We start from the raw sequence: 18,106 nt of genomic DNA on the forward strand, positions 1-18,106 counted from the left end.
CATGGCTTTGCTCCTGGAGTTGGCAGTTGGCAGTTGGCAGTTGGCAGTTGGCAGTTGGCAGTTGGCAGTTGGCAGTTGGCAGTTGGCAGTTGGCAGTTGTTGGATGCTCAAACTTGAAAAGTTCCCGAATTTCTTCCCTGATGAAAAAAATATCTGACACCTGATAACTGACAACTGACAACTGACAACTGAGAACTCTATCCCCATGACCTCACACATCGCCGACGCCAACCTGCGTCCAGACCCGGACCAGGAATTGGTCGCTATCGCAGACTATGTCTGCAACTACAAAATCGACTCGCAAGAGGCTATCACCACCGCCCGTCACTGTCTGATGGACTCGCTGGGCTGCGCGCTGCTGGCTCTGCAATACCCCGAGTGCACCAAGCACCTTGGCCCCATCGTTCCGGGCACGGTCGTGCCGCACGGCGCGCGCGTGCCCGGCACGCAGTTCCAGCTCGATCCAGTGAAGGCCGCCTGGGACATCGGCGCGCTGGTGCGCTGGCTGGACTTCAACGACACCTGGCTCGCCGCCGAGTGGGGTCATCCCTCCGACAACCTGGGCGCGATCCTCGGGCTGGGCGATTATCTCTCGCGCTGCGCGATCGCCGATGGCGCCGCGCCGCTGACCGTGGCCGACGTACTGCATGACATGGTCAAGGCCCACGAGATTCAGGGCGTGCTGGCGCTGGAAAACAGCTTCAACCGGGTCGGACTCGATCATGTCCTGCTGGTCAAGGTCGCCTCTGCCGGCGTCGCGGCATCGATGCTGGGCGCCGACCGCGATCAGGTCATCGACACGCTCTCGCAAGCCTGGGTCGACGGCCAGGCACTGCGCACCTATCGCCATGCGCCCAACACCGGTTCGCGCAAATCCTGGGCCGCCGGCGATGCCAGCTCGCGCGCCGTGCGTCTGGCGATGATGGTGCAGAAGGGCGAAATGGGCCTGCCTTCGGTCCTGACCGCGTCCCGCTGGGGGTTCTATGACGTGCTCTTCAAGGGCAACCGTTTCGCGTTCCAACGCGACTACGGCAGTTATGTGATGGAGAACATCCTGTTCAAGCTCAGCTTCCCGGCCGAGTTCCACGCCCAGACCGCCGTCGAGTGCGCCATGAGCCTCTACCCGCGGGTGCGCAATCGCCTCGACGAGATCGCGCGTATCGAGCTGATCACCCAGGAATCCGCCGTTCGCATCATCAGCAAGGACGGTCCGCTCCACAACCCCGCCGACCGCGATCACTGTCTGCAATACATGGTCGCCGTGCCGCTCATCCACGGGCGCCTGACCGCAGACGATTACGAGGACGCGGTCGCCTTCGATCCGCGTATCGACGCACTGCGCGCGAAGATGACCGTGCGCGAGGATCCGCGCTACACCGCCGAGTATCTGGATCCGGACAAGCGTTCGATCGCCAATGCCGTGCAGGTTTTCTTTACCGACGGCACCAGCACCGACAAGGTGGAAGTGGAATACCCGATCGGTCACCGCCGCCGCCGCGCCGAGGGGATTCCGGTGCTGGAGGCCAAGTTCCTGAACGCGCTCAAGACCCGCTTCCCCAAGGGGCAGGCCCAGCGGATTTATGACCTGTGCCAGGATGAACAGCGGCTGATGGCCACCCCCATCAACCAGTTCATGGACCTGTTCGTGATCTGAACCCGTCTTGAGCGATCGCTGCAGAACGCGCTCCTCGGATGAGAAGGCGGCATCAATCGTCCCGATTTCTAGGAGCCAACAGGGACGGTAGGCGCGAATGAATTCGCCCCTACCGTCCCTGTTCGCGACGGTAGGCCCGCATGGCCTGATCCGCCATCATTAACTGGCTGCTATTGCATTTCGGCAAGGCTTCCGTCCGCCGGCCACGCCGATCGTAGTAGACGACACAATCGTTCCTGAACACGGCCTCGCTTTCGCCATTCTTGCCGGCGATGATCCGTGGCGGCCTGTCGCCATCGTCATGCCAGCCGCCGTGGTGCCCCTGTTCGCGGAAGTAGGCGTTGGCGGCATCGTCGGCGCGGCGACGGTCGTTCTGGCTGCAACCGCTGCTACGGGTGATCAACTCGCCGTCGCGATCATATCGCGCAGTGCAGCCGCTCGGCATCCGAACCTCGATCTCGCCGGCGCGACGGAGCATGATCTCGGGCCGGCCGCCGGAGGCATGGGAGGGTCGGCGTCCGCGATACTCCACGTCGACCACGCGCCGGTTCGCGATTTCGCAGGTCCAGGGGTATTTATTGCCGTCGACCTTGGCTTGGCCCTCAACCTTGTAGTTCTTCTCGCCAGGCAATTGGACCGCCCGAGCGCCGCGCAGGTCGGTAAGTCCGTAGTCGCGGCCGAGGCGACTCTCGCAGTCGCGAATCGCGTCCTTATTGTCATAGGCGAAGACGGCGCCAGGCGCCGCGATCGCCAAGGCCAGCAAGACGCCAAGGTGGGTTGGAAGGGAATGGGTCTGTTTCGTCATGGAGAAACGCTCCGGTTCGACAGGATTGAGAATCGCTGAACGGGACAAGATTAGGGCCAAGGGGCAACGCGCGCAAATCACGTCCAGCCGCCTTTGGCGCGGGGATCTTCAGGACACGCGACCTGGCGCCACGCTGGCCGCCGATTATCGAACAGCCAGGGAGTGCGCCGGACCGAGCCGTTGCCGACGTTACCAGCAATTCTCAGTCTGACTTGAGGGGGCGAAAACTCAGACGAATCATGTCCGCCGCGCGTGAAGCCGTTCGTGGTTCGACCCTTCGGCTCCGCTCGGGATTCGCCACGAACGGTTTCAGGCAGAGGAACGGTTGGGCGGCCCACCGCGCGGAGGATTTCCCGTTCGTCCTGAGTTTGTCGAAGACGAATGGGGAATCGGTACAATCCTCCCCGGAAATCGCCTAACTTGCCTGGGCCAGCGCGATGGCGGGAGCGGGTGGGAGCGCTGGCGCGACCAGCGATTCGGGGTAGGCATCGGTCCAGCGCAGCAGTTCCAGACGCCCGTCGTGATGTTCGACCAACGCCGTGCAGCTTTCGACCCAATCGCCGCAGTTGCAGTAGGACACGCTAGCGATGTCGCGCATCTCGGCGTGGTGGATATGGCCGCAGATCATGCCGTCGAGTTCGCGCCGCTCGGCTTCCCGGGCGAGGGCCTGCTCGAAGTTGCCGATATAGCTCACGGCGTTCTTGATCTTGTGTTTGAGATAACCGGCCAGCGACCAGTATTTCAGCCCGAACAGTGAACGGACGCGGCTGAGCAAGCCATTCAGCGCCAGCAGATTGTCGTAGGCGCGCGAGCCGAGCTTGGCGAGCCAGAGACTGTGCTGGACCACGCCGTCGAATTTGTCGCCATGCAGCACCAGAAAACGCCGGCCATCGGCGGTCGTGTGGACGACCTCGTCGCGCACCGTCACCTCGCCAACGCGGGCACCCAAATGATTGCGGAACAGATCGTCATGGTTGCCGGGGAGATAGATGACCTCGGTCCCCTGACGGGCCTTGTCCAGGATTTCCCGAACGACCTGGTTGTGCGAATCGGGCCAGTAGAGGCCGTTTTTCATCGCCCAGATATCGACAATATCGCCGACCAGATAGAGCTGCCGACACTGGGTCGCTTGCAGAAAATCCAGGACGAACCGGGCCTGACAGCCCCGAAACCCCAGATGCACATCGGAAATGAAGATGCTGCGGTATTTCAGGGGGTTCATGCGTTTGATATCGGACATCGCATTCGCTTCCTCTGCCAAAAAATTCGTGCCATGTTGTCCGAAGTTTGTTGCCGCACGATGGAGACTTGGTGAAGATGCGATGAAGATCGCGGACGGTTGGCGGTTGGCGGTTGGCGGTTGGCGGTTGGCGGTTGGCGGGGATTGTCGCCTGACTCAACGTCAGCGCACGCTGGTCGCTGTCGCCCGACAAACCTATACTTCGCGTTTGCCCGCAGGGGCTTTTTTTCGTGATCTGGAGTGAAATCGATGGCGCAGAGCGCAATCAAGAAAGTCGTCCTGGCCTATTCCGGCGGACTGGATACCTCGGTTATCCTGAAGTGGCTGCAAGAGGAATATGGTTGCGAGGTGGTGACCTTCACCGCCGATATCGGTCAGGGCGAGGAACTGGAGCCGGCGCGCGCCAAGGCAACGGCGGCGGGCGTCAAGGAGATCTATATCGACGATCTGCGCGAGGAGTTCGTGCGCGATTTCGTCTATCCCATGTTCCGCGCCAACGCCATCTATGAGGGCGAGTATCTGCTCGGCACCTCGATCGCCCGTCCGCTGATCGCCAAGCGTCTGATCGAAATCGCCGCCGAGACCGGCGCCGATGCCATCTCTCACGGCGCGACCGGTAAGGGCAACGATCAAGTTCGCTTCGAGCTGACATCCTACGCGCTAAATCCCGACATCCGCATCATCGCCCCCTGGCGCGAATGGGATCTGCTCTCGCGCGAAAAGCTGATGGACTATGCCGCCAGCCGCGGTATCCCCGTCGAGATGAAGCGCGACGGCGCCAAGTCGCCCTATTCGATGGACGCCAACCTGCTGCATATTTCCTATGAAGGCTATGATCTGGAAGATCCCTGGGTCGAGCCGGGCGCGGCGATGTGGCGCTGGACGGTCGCGCCGGAACAGGCGCCCGACCGGCCCGCCATCATCGAGCTGACCTTCGAGCGGGGCGATATCACGGCCATCGACGGCAAGACGCTGAGCCCCGCCGAGGTGCTGGCCGAACTCAACCGCATCGGCGGCGCGCATGGCATCGGCCGCGCCGACATCGTCGAGAACCGCTATGTCGGCATGAAATCGCGCGGCTGCTACGAGACGCCCGGCGGCACCATCATGCTCAAGGCCCATCGCGCCATCGAGTCGCTGACCCTCGACCGCGAGGCCGCGCATCTGAAGGACGAACTGATGCCGCGCTATGCGAGTCTGGTCTACAACGGCTACTGGTTCGCGCCGGAGCGCCGGATGCTCCAGGCCGCCATCGATCAGACCCAGTCGGTCGTCAACGGCGTGGTGCGATTGAAGCTCTACAAGGGCAACGTGATGGTGGTCGGGCGCAAGTCCGAGACCGACAGTCTGTTCGATGCCTCCATCGCGACCTTCGAGGAGGACGCGGGGGCTTACGATCAGAAGGACGCAACCGGGTTTATTCGCCTGAATGCGCTGCGGCTAAGAGTGGCTGGGCGCAAAAGGGGCTAAAACGCGCCTGGCCCGGCTAATCGAAACGACTCGGATCGTCATGGACGCGACGGCATCGCAATGGGTCTTCTGCGCTTCTTCGACGAAAGCGGCGCGCCGATTCCCACGCTGCCCGAAGTGATCGACCAGGAACAGGCGCGTGCCGACCAGGAGCGGGAACGTGCCAATCAGGAACGGCTGCGGGCAGACCGATTGGCCGAAAGGTTGAGAGTGTTAGGGATTGACCCCGAGTTAAATTGACCCGTTAGAAACGAACGAGGACTAGGAGCGCCGGCATCCTGCCGGCCGCAACCACTCAACCCCTCCACCCGGCCAGAATCTCCATGTAGATCCGATTCATCTCCGCCGCCCGCTCCGGGCTGTCGGCCTCGGTATAGGCGCGCAGTTCGGGCGCATTGCCCGATGGGCGCAGATGCGCGATCTCGCCGCTGACAAACGTCATCCGCAGGCCGTCCGTCATCTCCAGGTCGGCGATCGCGCCGAACGGTGCGCCAAACATCGCCTCGATGGCCGCTTTATCCCGCTGGACATCGCCGCTGGACAGCGCCGCGATGCCGGCCCGGGCGATCTCGGTCGGGAAGTCCTTGAGACGGTCGCTGTGGGTGAAGCGGCCCGGCAGATCGCGGGCGAGCGCGGACAGCGGCTTGCCCTGTTCGACCGCGGCCAGCAGGATGGCCACGGCGACGATGACGGCGTCACGGGTCGGGAGTGCCGCCAGTAAGCGGCCATCGCGTTCGAGGTCCGTGCCAAGCAAAAAACCGCCGTTGGCCTCGTAGCCGACCACAGGCGTCAGACCCTCGTCCATCGCCTGCAGCATGCCCTCGATGACGAAGGGCGAGCCGATCCGGGTGCGTCTCACCGACTCAAAACAGCCGCACTTTTCCACTGCCGTGTTGCTGCTCACCGGGGTCACCACGCCACGGGCGCCGAGTTGGCGAGCGCAGAGCACGCCAGCGATATCCCCGCGCAGCCAGGCACCCGTCTCGTCGCCGATCAGCGGGCGGTCGCCGTCGCCATCCGCCGACACCAGCGCATCGAACTGACCGCTCGCGGCCCAGTCACGGGCCAGGACAACATCCTCGGGACGGATCGCCTCCGTATCGACCGGGATGAAGATCTCCGAGTGTCCCAGCCGGGCGACTCGCGCGCCCAGACCCGCGAGCACGGCAACGTAAGCCTCGCGTGCCACGCTGGAATGCTCATACACGCCCACCCGCAGGCCCTGGAGACAATTCGCGGGGAAAAAACCCAAATAACGGTCGACATAGTCACGGTAGGCGGCCGAATCCGGATCCGGCAGAGCCGCGCCCTGTCCCACCGCAAAGCCGCCAAGCGCATCGAACAGACCTTCCGGACGCTGGACTTCCTGAAGGCTGATGCCTTCCTCGTCGCGCTTGAGAATTTCGCCCGTCGGCAGATTGAACTTGATGCCATTGCGATCGTCGGGGATATGGCTGCCGGTCACCATGAGGGTCGGCATACCCCGCGCCATGCCATAAGCAACCAGCGCCGGGCTAGGGATCGGGCCGAAATTGCACGGACGACAGCCGAGATCGATGACGGCCGCAGCACAGGCATTCATGATGCGTGGGGAACTGGGACGCAGATCCCCCGCGATCCCGACCTCCTGACCCGCCGCCAGGATTCCGGCCGTCTTGAGATAGCCTAGAAAACCCGCCGTATAGGCATAACAGACCCAATCGGTCATGTCCGCGGCCAGCCCGCGGGCGCCGCTGGTGCCGAACTTGACACCGCTCTCGTTCATCAGATCGCCAATACGCATGCTTGCTTCCCCGCGGAGAACAGTTGCCGGCTGAAGGTGGTTCGTTCCAAACGCAATTTTAGCCCAGTCATCGTATTTTAAATCTTATAGCGATAGAGCCTTGCGAAAGGCAGGATCCGATCGTATCTCCAGAGAGCTGTTTCCCGTTCAATCCACGTGCGTGCGACCAAAATCAATCAAAACGAGGAGTCATCATGACCGTGACAAAACCATTGATCCCGCTTGCTTCGTCCGCTGCCCTTGTTCTGGCGCTGACCCAAACGTTATTGGCGCCAAACGCGACGGCCGCCGAACCGCAACCCGCGCCGGCGAAGGCCGCCGAGCCCGCACCTCCCGCCCCTTACCCGGCAAGCGCGCAAAAAACCGATGCCACGCCGGCGCCGGCGGAGACCGCTCGCGCCCAAGCCATAGAGCGTCGTGAGGCAATGCTGGCGGAGCGCAAGAAGCGTTACGCCGAATTACGCGCGAGTGCCGCCGAGATGGGGGTGGAGATGCCCGAAACGCCGCCCTGGGAAACGCGGCCCGCGATGCCGCAATCGCCCGAGATGGCGAGCCCGCACGGAATGTGGCATGAGGATGACGCCGCGATGAGCCAGTGGCGGGAAGAGATGAAGGCACGGATGCAAGAGCGGATGCGCGCCATGACACCCGAGGAGCGGAAAGCCATGCGCGAGGAACGCTGGAAGCGGATGCGCGCGGACGCGGCGGAGCGCGGGGTCGAGATGCCCGAGACGCCACCCTGGGAGGAAGCCGAAAAGCGCCGGCAGGAGATGGAAAAACGCTTCGATGAATACCGCAAGACCGTCGAACAGATGACCGACGAACAACGTGAAGCGGCCCAGGCACTCTTCGGAGGCCCCTCGGCAAGGATGTCGCGTCCCATGCCTTGCCCTGACGCCGGCCCAGGCCCAGAGTCTTGGGGGTATCCAGGCGATGGCGCGTATCGCAACGCTCCACGAGGCATGATGCATCCGCACATGATGCCCTACCCGGACGCTCCGGGTTACGATCAAGGCCCGCCGCCCTGGTCGACTGGCAACTGAGGATCGATAGATCCTAAGGAAACTCCTGGAAAACAACATAGCCAGACGGGGCATGCGCCCTGTCAGGACGTTTCAACCAGGTTCGCGGGAATGACGAATTCCCGATGTTCAAAAAACGTTGCGACGGGGTGAATACCCCGTCGCTCTGTCGTCGTTCTTGCTTTCGTTGTCGTTGTCGTTATTCGACAACGACAACGATCATTGCGGATGCCCCGTTCCAAACTGCCGTGCATTGGTTTGATTCGCGCTCCCTCTCTGGTCTTTATTGGAAAGCGTTGACCGGTTATTCGCGGAGAGTTGTCTAAGAGCCGGATCCGGCCATGAATCAGGAGCGGAAGTCGTCCGATCCGGTCACGCTGTCGACGGCACTGCCCACGAGATGAGGATCGGGTACCTCAAGCCATCGATCCAGCAGCCCCTGCACCGTTTCGACACCCTGTCGTTCCAGCGCCGAAAACAACCGCACCGCAACCCGGCCATCGTCATCCGCGACCTCGCTCTCCACCGCGAGCCGGGTCGCCTGCGCGGCGCCCCGTTTCAGTTTATCCGCCTTGGTCAGCAGCAGCAGGATCGACCGCTCGCCCCGCCGGCCCCAGTCCAGCATCCGCCGATCGAACTCCGTCAGCGGGTGACGGATATCCATCACGATCACGAGCCCGGCCAGCGAACGGCGATATTCCAGATAATTCGCCAGATGCTTCTGCCATTGCAGCTTGATGGCCTCCGAAACCTTGGCATAGCCATAGCCTGGCAGATCCACCAGGCGGCGTTCCGTATCCAGTTCGAAGAAGATGATCTGTTGGGTGCGACCAGGGGTTTTACTCGTTCTTGCCAAGCTCTTTTGATGGCAGAGCGTATTGATGGCACTCGATTTGCCCGCATTCGAGCGACCCGCGAAGGCGACTTCGCGACCGGTATCGGCGGGCGTCTGATCGAGCCGCGTGGCGGCGGTGAGAAAGTGGGCGCGCTGATAGAAGGGATTCATCTGCATTTTGAGGTCACGTTAGGCTCGGATCGCGGATCCAGTGGCCGGAAGCGCCGCCCTCTTTCTCCAGAAGGCGGACATTCGAGATCGTCATCCCGCGATCGACGGCCTTGCACATGTCGTAAATCGTCAGCAGACTGACCTGGACGGCGCAGAGCGCCTCCATCTCGACGCCGGTCTGGCCCGTGGTTTCAACGGTTGCGCGGCAATAGACCGAGCCGTCTTCGGCGAGAATGGCCAGATCGATCTCGGCCCTGGTCAGGCTCAAGGGATGACACAGCGGCACCAGATCGGCCGTCCGCTTTGCCCCCATGATCCCGGCGATTCGCGCGATTCCCAGCACATCGCCCTTGGCGTGGCGACCCGACTCGATCAGTGAGAGGGTCGCCGCCTCCATGCGGATCCAGCCCTCGGCCACCGCGCGTCGCCGGGTCACGGCCTTGTTGCCCACATCCACCATGTGGGCCTCGCCCGCTGAAGTGAAGTGGGTCAGCGGCATTAGAAGGCCGGCTTTTCCGGAGCATTCTCGAACATCTCGACGCTCGCCATGATTTCCTGACAGGCTTCGTCGCGACCGCCCCAACCGCCGACGCGCACCCACTTGCCCTCGTCAAGATCCTTGTAGTGCTCGAAAAAGTGCGCGATCTGATCCAGCAGATGCGGCGGCATATCGCGGAAGCTCTCGACGTTGCGATAGCCCTTGAACAGCTTATCGACCGGCAGCGCGAGGATTTTGGCATCGTCGCCGGACTCGTCGGTCATCGTCAGCACGCCGATGGGCCGGCACTTGATGACGGATCCGGAGATCAGCGGGTAGGGCGTCACCACGATCACGTCCACCGGGTCGCCATCCGACGACAGGGTGTGTGGGACATAGCCATAATTGCAGGGATAGTGCATGGCCGTGGACATGAAGCGATCGACGAACATGGCGCCGGTCTCCTTGTCCATTTCGTACTTGACCGGCTCGGCGTGGGACGGGATCTCGATGATCACGTTAATGATATTGGGGACGTTATCGCCCCGGGAAACCTTCGATAAATCCATGGATCGGCCTCAGTGGTTCAGCAGTATGGCGTCGCTGTAAAAAGCCTTCGGGCTCAATGCAAAAAGGCCCTGACGGGCCTGGCGCGACGTTTGATTGCCAATTGTAATCCATCCCAGACTTGGAAATCTCAATCCTTGCGCGCGAAAACCTTGTCCAAAACAGGATGCGTTCCTTTGCTCGATCAGCCGGATTCGCGCTAACCGGCCGATGGCGTCGTCGATGCGGTTTAGCGCCCCGCCCAGGAAACATCACGGCCTGACAGAAGCCCAAAAAATTTTTCCAGATCCAGTTCCCGAATCCAGCGATCCGCCGCGCCGCGACCATGTTCAGGCTGAACATGGCAACTTAAAAGGGCTGATGAGCGATAGCCAAGCTGCATTTAGAGTTTGGCTGTAGATTCATGTAGGTCCATTCGCCCTCAGAGCTGACCACTGAAGCAGGCGAGCATTCTTTTTCAACTGAGTCGGCTACAAATTTTGTCAGCAGCAATTTTGTTGGTTGATTCGCGGAGGGATACGCAAAAATGTGTTGATTGGCGTCGCTCGCATTTGGAACGCCTTCCTGGCGATTCAATCGCTCAATAAAAATCTCAGGAATTGGATTGTAAAGTCCAGGAAAGTTCAGCAGGACATAGTCGGAAATCGGTTTGAAACTTAAGTAATCGCTGCGCCCATTTTTTCCAAATAATCCATAGTATGTAACAACACCGAGCTGGATGCATATGATGGCGATAACTGTGAACACTCGCATCCTGCTCGTGATGTTGTTTAGCGACACAACCAGTCCATAGATTAAGGGGACTGCCAACCAGTAAGCATATCGACTAAATACGGAATGCCCGTGGTTCCAGTTCGTTGTAGCAAGGGCGGGCAGAGCCATCGCCAAACTCAGCGCTACGCAGGCAAAAAGAAACCAATTCCTGCCGACAACCCTCCTCCAGCCATTTCCGTTTAGATCGACCGCGGAGGCCAGCAATACAATTAAGATGCCAGCAAAGATTCCCGGCGCCGCGACGATCATGCCCATATTGATGTCAAAAAATAGAGACCCTAATCTACCAAGGCTAATAAGGGCGGAATCCGCCGAACCACCAGCGGCAATTGGATTGGCAACGCCCAACATATATTGGAAATAAAAGACTGGCAAGAATGCAATGACAAGACTTGCGAGAAGATAAGGAAAAATCTTGCTGCCAATCAAAGACAGTTTTATGCCAAGGATGAAATTCTTATTTTCCTGGGAGATATCGAATGCGGCAATGGCCGCGATAAGGCAAATCAGCAAAACGAGAGGGGGATTCTGTGTGGCGGCGATTGCGCCAAACATCATTGCCAAGCCATATCTTTTATCGCTCGTCATCATTAATGCCAACAAAATCAATGATGCGGTAAATACCTCTGGATGCGACCACCAGATATAATATGTGGTGCCCGTCAGAAGAAACAGGGCGGCAAGCAATATTTTCTGTGTGGGCGACGCATTCCAAAGGAACAATAAATAGGTCAGCGCACCCAGCGCAAATGCCCAATTGCACAACGTGAATGCATATGCAGGCGGCAGACCCAGTCTATCCGTCACCTCGAAAAATGGCGCGACAAATAATGGATATAACCAGAAGTGCCAGCTAAACAATTCGCCGCCCGGCGACGTCACGAAACCTTTTCCGTATTGAAGACCATTTATTGCGTACTCTTTTCCAAACTTCTCCATCTCTTCGCGGAATCTCGGGGCAGACTTGTCGAGCATGCTCGCAACATGCAGGATATCCTCCTGCTTGATTTCAGGAGACAGATGCGCGGCAAACGCGCGTGCATATAATAAATACTCTTTTCCATCCCCCATGATTTGCGACTCAGACAGGGATAGCGCACATACAAATGACAGGACTGAAGCACATAACGCCACGGAAATATTATTGAATTTACTCATATGACATCCAGGAACACGCCGCTCCCAATCAGCTTCGCCCTACCAGAAAAACCCCCGCGCAAATCAGCGCGACGCCTATCGCGCGAGAAATGGTGACATTCTCGCCCACCAGAAATCCAATTGCGACGGTGAAGACAAACCCTAGCCCGACCAAGGGATACGCCTTGCTGACCTCCCATTTAGCAAGAACACCCAGCCAGACCATCGCTCCCAGCCCATACAGCAGAAAGCCGCCAAAGACATACTGATCCGTTAGCACATTGAACAGGGTCTTGAGGGAATAGAAGTGAGCGAGGTCAGTCCTGACCCTATCGCCCGACATTCCTGCCTTCAAGGAGAACTGGGCAGCGACCGATAGGGCAATACTGATGATGGCGATGAGGAGGGTTTTCACAGTGATAGCCCAAGTGTCAGAAAATGCGCCGCCAGCATGACGGCAATCATGCCGAAGACGGTGATCCGACTCCCCAGATCCGTGATGGCATACACTAACGGATCGTCGTGCATCTCACCCCGGGATGTTTTCACCCACAGGCGCGCCAACCAGTAAATCAACCCTATCGCCACCAGCCAAAGCATCTGGGGCGTTCCATAGCGGCTCTGGGTCTCCGGCGCGCTGATGAACAGCTCGAACACCACCACGGCGGAGAGGGCCGCACCCACGCCCAACGGCCACAACACGACCAAGTCGCTCACCCGGTAATCCCGTCCAAGGGTGGCTGCCGCGCCGATCTCGCCCAGCGAAACCAGTTCGGCGCACCGCTTCACCAGGGCCAGGCTCAGGAACATGAAGACCGAGAAGGCCAACAGCCAGGAACTTGCGGGGATGCCGACGGCCACCGAGCCGGCCAGGATGCGCAAGGTGTAGAGGAGAGAAAGCATCAGCACGTCGATCAGGACATACTCCTTTAGCGCCCAACTATAGGCAGTGGTCAGCACCAGATAGAGCAGGAGCATCAGGAAAAAGCCCGTGGAAACCGTGAATGCAAGGCCGAAGGCCAGGAGCAAGACGCCGGCGGCGACTGCCAGCCCATTCAGTATCGGTAACCGGGCGCTGGCGAAAGGGCGAAGCCGCTTGCGAGGGTGGGCTCGGTCGTTCTCCAGATCCCAGAGGTCGTTGACCATGTAGGTGGCGGAGGCGGCAAAGGAGAAGGCCAGGAAGGCCAAAACCATGCTCGTCAGTTTACTGATATCCGTGAATGAGAAGGCGGTCAACAAGGGCACGAACAGCAGCAGATTTTTCAGCCATTGATGGACACGCAACGCCTGTAGCCAGACGACCAACCCGATTGTTTCAGGTGAAAATTCGTGTTCGATGGGAACGGCACGGCGTACCTGATCCGCCGTGCGTGGAGCAACATTGACCAGAATCGCTGCCGTCGCTGCCTGCCAGATCTGGAGATCGGCCGGGCTGTCAGCAGCGTAAACGAATGACTCGCCGACAGTTTCGCGGATTGCGCGCAGTTTTGCCGCACCTTTCAGATTCAGGTCGGCATCCGAAGCCAACACCTGGTCGAACAGATCCAGATGCGTGGCAACACCATCGGCAATCGATCGATGAGCGGCGGTGGCCAGAACAATCTTGCGCCCTTTCGCTTTTTCTTCGCGCAGATAGGTCAGCAGCGGTTCATGGTAAGGGAGAATGCGGGGTGGGGGAACCTGCGCCGCGACAGCGGACTTGAAACCTGCGCGACCTTTAAAGAGCCACAGCGCCAAACGTGGCAGATTCAGCGGGGATTGCTTGACCAATCGCACCAGCGACTCAACCAGGGTATCCGTTGGGGTCAGGGTTCCGTCCAAATCAACGACAATGGGTGTTGCAGTTGAGGTGTTCATCGAAATCCCTTCAGACTGGATTGAGTTCGTCATGCCGTGGAGCATGATATTGACGTAAGGATTATATAGCCATTTAATATGATATCCAGACGTTTCTATTCATGCCGCATATTGAGTCTCTAGCAGCCTGTCGGACTTTCCCAGTGCCGAGCGGCACTGCGGCCGGTAGAATAGTCGCATCGCACTTGAGAGCCTGATGCCAATGAGCCACTTTCGTCCGATCTTGCGTGATATCGACTTTCTGCTGCCACCCTCGGTCCAGGATTGGCTGCCCGACGGTCATTTGGCTCGCTATGTCGTCGAGATCGTCGAGGGGCTCGATCTGCGCGAAATCGAACGCGCCTACGCTGGGCGTGGCAGTCTGCCCTACCACCCCGCCCTGCTGCTGTCGCTGCTGATCGACGGCTACGCCACCGGCTGTTTCTCCAGCCGCAAGATCGAGCGCGCGACCGATGACTCCCTGGCCTTTCGCTTCATTGCCGCCAACACGCATCCCGATCACGATACGCTTGCGACCTTCCGCAAGCGCTTTGCCCAGGAGTTCGAAGCGGTCATTGTCCAGGTGCTGCAGGTCGCGCGCGAGAACCAGCTCAGCCGCTTCGGCACCGTGAGCCTGGACGGGACCAAAATTCACGCCAATGCCAGCCGCCACAGCGCCCTCTCCTTTGGGCACGCCGAAGCGCTCGAAGCGCAACTGAAGGCCGAGGTTCAGGAACGGCTGGCCCTGGCCGAGGCCGCCGATGGGGCCAACCTCCCCGACGGCATGCATCTGCCGGAAGAACTCAAGCGCCGCGAGGACCGCCTGGCGGCCATCGCCGCGGCCAAAGTCAAGATCGAAGCCCGCGCCGCTGAGCGTGATGCCCGCGAGCAAGCCGAATATGAGGCCAAGCTCGCCGCCCGGGCCGCCAAGGTCGCCGCCAACGGGCGAAAACCGGGCGGGAAAGCCCCCCAACCACCCACGCCGGGTCCGCGCCCCACCGACCAGATCAACCTCACGGATGAGGAGTCCCGCATCATGCCCGTCGCCGGTGGCGGCTTCGAGCAATGCTATAACGCCCAAGCGCTGGTCGATACCGAGACGATGCTGGTGATGATTCCGCAGGTCACGCAGGCCACCAACGACAAGCAACAGATCCCCCCCCTGCTGGAGCGCCTCGCCGCGCAAGCTGAGAACCTTCCTCCACCCAAACAACTGATGGCCGACACCGGCTTCTTCAGTGAGGCCAACGTGGTGGCCTGCGAAAGCGTCAGTATCGAACCGCTGATCGCCATCCAACGCGAGGAACACCATCCCCATTGGTCGGAGCGCTTCAAGAACCCTCCGGCTCCACCACCCGAGGCAACGCCCGTTGAGCGCATGGTCCATCGGCACCGGACCCCTAAGGGCCGTGCGACTTACGCTTTGCGCAAACAAACCGTCGAGCCGGTCTTCGGCATCATCAAATCCGTGATGGGGTTTCGCCAGTTTCTCACGCGCGGTCTGGACAACGTGCGCAATGAATGGACCCTCGTCTGCCTGGCGTGGAACTTCAAACGCATGGCCGTTTTGCGCCCGCAGTAAGGGAATTTCACGGGAAAATAGCGTTTTTGGCCGAAAAAAGGCTATTTTTGAGGAAAATGGCCTCTTGATGGTCTTTTTCAGCCAATCCGAACGCTCAAGTCCGACAGGCTGCTAGCGGTCGGCTCGTTCCGCCGCGATGAGCCGATCCAGCCAGACCTCCGGCAGCGTCGGCTGTGGCGGGGATTGGGCCTGCCATTTGCTCCAGGCGGCGGCCATGCCATCGAGGGGGAGGGCGTGGAGTTGGCCCAGACGATCAATGGCCATGACGCACCTCCCGCCGGCGGTCGTCACGGCGGCAATCAGCCAGCGGCTCTCGGCGTCGCGTCGGGGTGGGTGGGTGATCGAGCGACGTGGGCCGCACGGGCGTGGCCAAGCGGCGCCTGGCGTTGATCGCGACTGGGGCACGGATGACGCCCGTCTCGATGGTCAGCTCACAGGCCACCTCCCGCCCCAGTTCGCGCGCTAGGAGCAACCGCTCCACGAACGCACGATCCCCCTTGAGCGCCTTCAGCAGGCGATCGCGCACGACCCGGATGGCGGCGGGCAAGTCCCGCTCCTGAAAAGGGATCCCATGACGCCAGGCGCCCGCTTGACGCTCCAGGATCGGCAGAGAGTGCCAGGGGTGACCAATCAACTGGTCACGACCAACGTGGCGCGCATGCTCGGCGATGATCGGCGCGTCCGCCACCACCCGCAGGGTCGCGGCGGTGAGGCGTACCGACACCACCTTGCCCGCCCAGATCGTGGGGACACGGTCGCGGTTTCGGTCGACCCGGATCAGGCCGACGCTGGAGACCCGCAAGGTCTGCTCGACGTCCCCGTCGAACGGCGCCGCGACGGGCCGCAGTCACGGTTGCTCGTGGGCAAAGCCGTCGGCCATGCTCGGGGTCAACTCGATCGGGTGTCGACGCCCGGCCAGTTCCTGGCAGCGGGTCGCTAACCAGGCGTTTAACGACGTGAAGTCGGGGAACGTGAGTCGCGGGGCGAACCGCCATTCCCGCACGTTGCCGACCGGATTCTCCACCTGCCCTTTCGCCCAACCCGCTTCCGGGGTGCAGGCCACCGGCTCGAACAGGTCGTGATTGGCGAGGGTCAGGAAACAGCGGTTGCATTGGCGAGCCTTGCCGGTAAAGATCGTCTCCACCAGCGTCTTCAGATGGTCGTAGACCATCCGGAGAAGGGCTCCGCCGAAGCAGGCAAAGGCGCGAACAGGCGCATCGCAGACCATTTCCTGGGTTTCGCGGGGATCGGCCGCCACGCACATCTGCCGGCTGTCCGTGCGTCGGACGTGCGCCGCCTTGAGGGTCTGCACGACCCCGCCCAACGCCACCTCTTCATGGCTCCAGTCGAACTGACAGGTTTCCCCCGGCGGAAACGCCAACGGCACGAAGGCTTGCGTGATGGCCGGATGGCTGGAACGCTGCGCCTTCCAGCGCTTCACAAACCGCTGGATCGGGCCATCGGAACCTTGATACCCCTCGACCTGGAGCCCTTCAATGAGACGCTTGGCCGTGCGTCGTTGACGCCTTAGTAAGCAACGTGAGTTCTGTTTAAGAATCTTTCGAATTCAATATGATCAGCTGATTTTTGGTGAGATTGAGAGACGGCTTGTTGGGCTGGTACGTGTAAGCGATCAAGGCGGCCAGAACATTGACCATGGCGTTGATGACACTCCGATGGCGCATGTGCTCAATCTGCTGGATGTTTTTAAGCTGATCGTTGATGCTTTCGATGATCGCGCGCTTGCGCAATAAAAGCTTATCCATCAATGGCATAAGTTTGTTTTTCATGTTCTTGCGGATCTTGGTGATCAGGTGCAGACCACGCTCCCAGAGTTCGTCGAAGAGGCGCTGAGAAATGTCGCCCCGATCCGCGATGAGCTTGCCGGTCAAGCCCTGGGTCAAGTCGGGGACGGGCTGGCGATCATCGACGTGACCGGGCGTGATCCGAAACGCGAGCCACTCGCCACGGTCGTTGACGACGAGGTGGAGCTTGAAGCCGTAGAACCAGCCCATGGAATTCTTACCGCGCCGCGCGAGCTGCTTGAACACCTTGTGACTGTGGATCCGGCGGTTGTGACAAACGACCCAAGTGGTCGAATCGGCGAAGGCGAAGGCGATGCCGGTATCCGTGCCATGACGCGTCTTGAGAGACACACAGAGCGGCATCAACGCACGCGGGATCAGCGAGACAAATCGTGTATAACTGAGCAAGTGCGGAAACTCCGCGTGGGCGTGTGGGCTCAGGTACAACAGGTAAAAACGCCTTGAAGCTCCGGTATTGGGATTGATGGAAGACGATCAAAATCGTCAGGATCTCGCTGAGGGTCAAACGGTTGGCGCGCTGCCGGCGCCGCTCGCCGCTGGTCAGGAGTTGACGTTGCCAAGCCGGCAGAAACACCTGGCAGAAATCATCCACATCACAGAAGACTGTTTCAAAATCGATCATGGCGGCTCTCCGGGAGGTCAGGATGGTCTCCTGAAACCTTAGGGAGACGCTGAGTAACCATCCCCCGGCAGAGCCGGGGGCTTTGAATTCGTGAGCCGCTCAAAGCGGCAAGGGGTCGCTAACGCGGCCCCACGGTTCTTGGGCCGCCTAAAGGCGGCAAATCAGTCCCACAGATTGAGCTGGTCGAGTCGCTTGTCCTCGCGCTCTTGGTGCTGAATGTACGCACGGATCGTTGCTTCATCCCGACCGACCGTCGACACAAAATATCCGCGTGCCCAGAAATGCTGCCCCCGAAAGTGACGCT

Annotated in this window: 18 protein-coding genes and 1 pseudogene; 5 read left to right on the forward strand and 14 right to left on the reverse strand. The window is 60.4% G+C overall.

What is annotated here, in order from left to right; all coding sequences use genetic code 11:
- Window positions 1-205: 205 nt before the first annotated feature.
- The gene (locus CCR95_RS20040; protein WP_201097793.1) at window positions 206-1,654 is read left to right on the forward strand and encodes a bifunctional 2-methylcitrate dehydratase/aconitate hydratase; all 1,449 of its coding nucleotides are present in this window, start codon (window positions 206-208) and stop codon (window positions 1,652-1,654) included.
- Between the two features lie 109 nt (window positions 1,655-1,763).
- Here the strand turns inward: CCR95_RS20040 and CCR95_RS20045 are convergent, their stop codons facing one another.
- The gene (locus CCR95_RS20045) at window positions 1,764-2,459 is read right to left on the reverse strand and encodes a hypothetical protein (protein WP_201097795.1); all 696 of its coding nucleotides are present in this window, start codon (window positions 2,457-2,459) and stop codon (window positions 1,764-1,766) included.
- 415 nt (window positions 2,460-2,874) lie between these two features.
- Entirely contained in the window at window positions 2,875-3,699 is an 825-nt protein-coding gene (locus tag CCR95_RS20050) for a UDP-2,3-diacylglucosamine diphosphatase (protein WP_201097797.1), read from the reverse strand.
- A 249-nt stretch (window positions 3,700-3,948) separates the two neighbouring features.
- Here CCR95_RS20050 and CCR95_RS20055 point away from each other — a divergent pair, with 249 nt between their 5' ends.
- Window positions 3,949-5,169 (forward strand): argininosuccinate synthase, encoded by a 1,221-nt coding sequence (locus CCR95_RS20055; protein ID WP_201097799.1) that lies wholly within the window; start codon window positions 3,949-3,951, stop codon window positions 5,167-5,169.
- Window positions 5,170-5,229: 60 nt separating this feature from the next.
- Entirely contained in the window at window positions 5,230-5,409 is a 180-nt protein-coding gene (locus CCR95_RS20060; RefSeq protein ID WP_201097801.1) for a hypothetical protein, read from the forward strand.
- A 55-nt stretch (window positions 5,410-5,464) separates the two neighbouring features.
- Here the strand turns inward: CCR95_RS20060 and CCR95_RS20065 are convergent, their stop codons facing one another.
- A complete protein-coding gene (locus CCR95_RS20065) occupies window positions 5,465-6,952 on the reverse strand; it encodes a phosphomannomutase (protein ID WP_201097803.1) in 1,488 nt (495 codons plus the stop codon).
- Between the two features lie 194 nt (window positions 6,953-7,146).
- Between CCR95_RS20065 and CCR95_RS20070 the strand changes: the two genes are divergently transcribed.
- Complete coding sequence (locus CCR95_RS20070) at window positions 7,147-7,995, forward strand: hypothetical protein (protein ID WP_201097805.1); 849 nt, start codon at window positions 7,147-7,149, stop codon at window positions 7,993-7,995.
- A 325-nt stretch (window positions 7,996-8,320) separates the two neighbouring features.
- Here the strand turns inward: CCR95_RS20070 and yihA are convergent, their stop codons facing one another.
- From yihA to CCR95_RS20100, 6 genes are all read right to left on the reverse strand, one after another.
- Entirely contained in the window at window positions 8,321-8,980 is a 660-nt protein-coding gene (gene yihA, locus CCR95_RS20075; RefSeq protein WP_201097820.1) for a ribosome biogenesis GTP-binding protein YihA/YsxC, read from the reverse strand.
- A gap of 13 nt (window positions 8,981-8,993) precedes the next feature.
- On the reverse strand, window positions 8,994-9,479 hold the full coding sequence (gene moaC / locus CCR95_RS20080; protein ID WP_201097807.1) for a cyclic pyranopterin monophosphate synthase MoaC: 486 nt from the start codon (window positions 9,477-9,479) through the stop codon (window positions 8,994-8,996).
- The gene (gene ppa / locus CCR95_RS20085; RefSeq protein ID WP_014779654.1) at window positions 9,479-10,027 is read right to left on the reverse strand and encodes an inorganic diphosphatase; all 549 of its coding nucleotides are present in this window, start codon (window positions 10,025-10,027) and stop codon (window positions 9,479-9,481) included. Before ppa ends, moaC begins: the two co-directional genes overlap by 1 nt.
- Before the next feature lie 346 nt (window positions 10,028-10,373).
- Window positions 10,374-11,957 (reverse strand): DUF2029 domain-containing protein, encoded by a 1,584-nt coding sequence (locus CCR95_RS20090; RefSeq protein ID WP_201097809.1) that lies wholly within the window; start codon window positions 11,955-11,957, stop codon window positions 10,374-10,376.
- Window positions 11,958-11,985: 28 nt separating this feature from the next.
- Window positions 11,986-12,351, reverse strand: coding sequence for a DMT family transporter (locus tag CCR95_RS20095; RefSeq protein ID WP_201097811.1), 366 nt, complete (start codon window positions 12,349-12,351; stop codon window positions 11,986-11,988).
- On the reverse strand, window positions 12,348-13,838 hold the full coding sequence (locus CCR95_RS20100; RefSeq protein ID WP_201097813.1) for a UbiA family prenyltransferase: 1,491 nt from the start codon (window positions 13,836-13,838) through the stop codon (window positions 12,348-12,350). The genes CCR95_RS20095 and CCR95_RS20100 overlap by 4 nt, the downstream gene beginning before the upstream one ends.
- Before the next feature lie 157 nt (window positions 13,839-13,995).
- Here CCR95_RS20100 and CCR95_RS20105 point away from each other — a divergent pair, with 157 nt between their 5' ends.
- Window positions 13,996-15,354 carry a transposase gene (locus tag CCR95_RS20105; RefSeq protein ID WP_201097815.1) on the forward strand — a complete coding sequence of 453 codons (1,359 nt, stop codon included), beginning with the start codon at window positions 13,996-13,998 and terminating at the stop codon, window positions 15,352-15,354.
- Window positions 15,355-15,465: 111 nt separating this feature from the next.
- Here CCR95_RS20105 and CCR95_RS20110 read toward each other — a convergent pair whose 3' ends face one another.
- The 5 genes and pseudogenes from CCR95_RS20110 to CCR95_RS20130 all read right to left on the reverse strand — a co-directional run.
- On the reverse strand, window positions 15,466-15,618 hold the full coding sequence (locus CCR95_RS20110; protein WP_201097816.1) for a hypothetical protein: 153 nt from the start codon (window positions 15,616-15,618) through the stop codon (window positions 15,466-15,468).
- Complete coding sequence (locus tag CCR95_RS20115) at window positions 15,608-16,201, reverse strand: Mu transposase domain-containing protein (protein WP_420825678.1); 594 nt, start codon at window positions 16,199-16,201, stop codon at window positions 15,608-15,610. The genes CCR95_RS20110 and CCR95_RS20115 overlap by 11 nt, the downstream gene beginning before the upstream one ends.
- Window positions 16,202-16,921 carry an IS21 family transposase gene (gene istA / locus CCR95_RS20120; protein WP_201097823.1) on the reverse strand — a complete coding sequence of 240 codons (720 nt, stop codon included), beginning with the start codon at window positions 16,919-16,921 and terminating at the stop codon, window positions 16,202-16,204. It abuts the gene before it with no gap.
- A pseudogene (locus CCR95_RS20125) lies at window positions 16,905-17,802 on the reverse strand (IS982 family transposase). The gene istA and the pseudogene CCR95_RS20125 overlap by 17 nt, the downstream one beginning before the upstream one ends.
- Before the next feature lie 161 nt (window positions 17,803-17,963).
- A partial coding sequence (locus CCR95_RS20130) for a transposase (RefSeq protein WP_201093406.1) occupies window positions 17,964-18,106 on the reverse strand: 143 nt, incomplete at its 5' end.

This window comes from Thiocystis minor (genome assembly GCF_016653465.1).
Lineage (GTDB): Bacteria > Pseudomonadota > Gammaproteobacteria > Chromatiales > Chromatiaceae > Chromatium > Chromatium minus.

What these genes read in the sequence shown, in the direction of transcription:
- yihA (WP_201097820.1), bottom strand. Translation starts at nt 8,980, where the DNA reads ATGAATCCCTTCTATCAGCGCGCCCACTTTCTCACCGCCGCCACGCGG.
- CCR95_RS20055 (WP_201097799.1), top strand. Translation starts at nt 3,949, where the DNA reads ATGGCGCAGAGCGCAATCAAGAAAGTCGTCCTGGCCTATTCCGGCGGA.
- ppa (WP_014779654.1), bottom strand. Translation starts at nt 10,027, where the DNA reads ATGGATTTATCGAAGGTTTCCCGGGGCGATAACGTCCCCAATATCATT.
- CCR95_RS20045 (WP_201097795.1), bottom strand. Translation starts at nt 2,459, where the DNA reads ATGACGAAACAGACCCATTCCCTTCCAACCCACCTTGGCGTCTTGCTG.
- CCR95_RS20070 (WP_201097805.1), top strand. Translation starts at nt 7,147, where the DNA reads ATGACCGTGACAAAACCATTGATCCCGCTTGCTTCGTCCGCTGCCCTT.
- CCR95_RS20040 (WP_201097793.1), top strand. Translation starts at nt 206, where the DNA reads ATGACCTCACACATCGCCGACGCCAACCTGCGTCCAGACCCGGACCAG.
- CCR95_RS20060 (WP_201097801.1), top strand. Translation starts at nt 5,230, where the DNA reads ATGGGTCTTCTGCGCTTCTTCGACGAAAGCGGCGCGCCGATTCCCACG.
- moaC (WP_201097807.1), bottom strand. Translation starts at nt 9,479, where the DNA reads ATGCCGCTGACCCACTTCACTTCAGCGGGCGAGGCCCACATGGTGGAT.
- CCR95_RS20100 (WP_201097813.1), bottom strand. Translation starts at nt 13,838, where the DNA reads ATGCTCCACGGCATGACGAACTCAATCCAGTCTGAAGGGATTTCGATG.
- CCR95_RS20090 (WP_201097809.1), bottom strand. Translation starts at nt 11,957, where the DNA reads ATGAGTAAATTCAATAATATTTCCGTGGCGTTATGTGCTTCAGTCCTG.
- CCR95_RS20105 (WP_201097815.1), top strand. Translation starts at nt 13,996, where the DNA reads ATGAGCCACTTTCGTCCGATCTTGCGTGATATCGACTTTCTGCTGCCA.
- CCR95_RS20050 (WP_201097797.1), bottom strand. Translation starts at nt 3,699, where the DNA reads ATGTCCGATATCAAACGCATGAACCCCCTGAAATACCGCAGCATCTTC.
- CCR95_RS20065 (WP_201097803.1), bottom strand. Translation starts at nt 6,952, where the DNA reads ATGCGTATTGGCGATCTGATGAACGAGAGCGGTGTCAAGTTCGGCACC.
- CCR95_RS20110 (WP_201097816.1), bottom strand. Translation starts at nt 15,618, where the DNA reads ATGGCCATTGATCGTCTGGGCCAACTCCACGCCCTCCCCCTCGATGGC.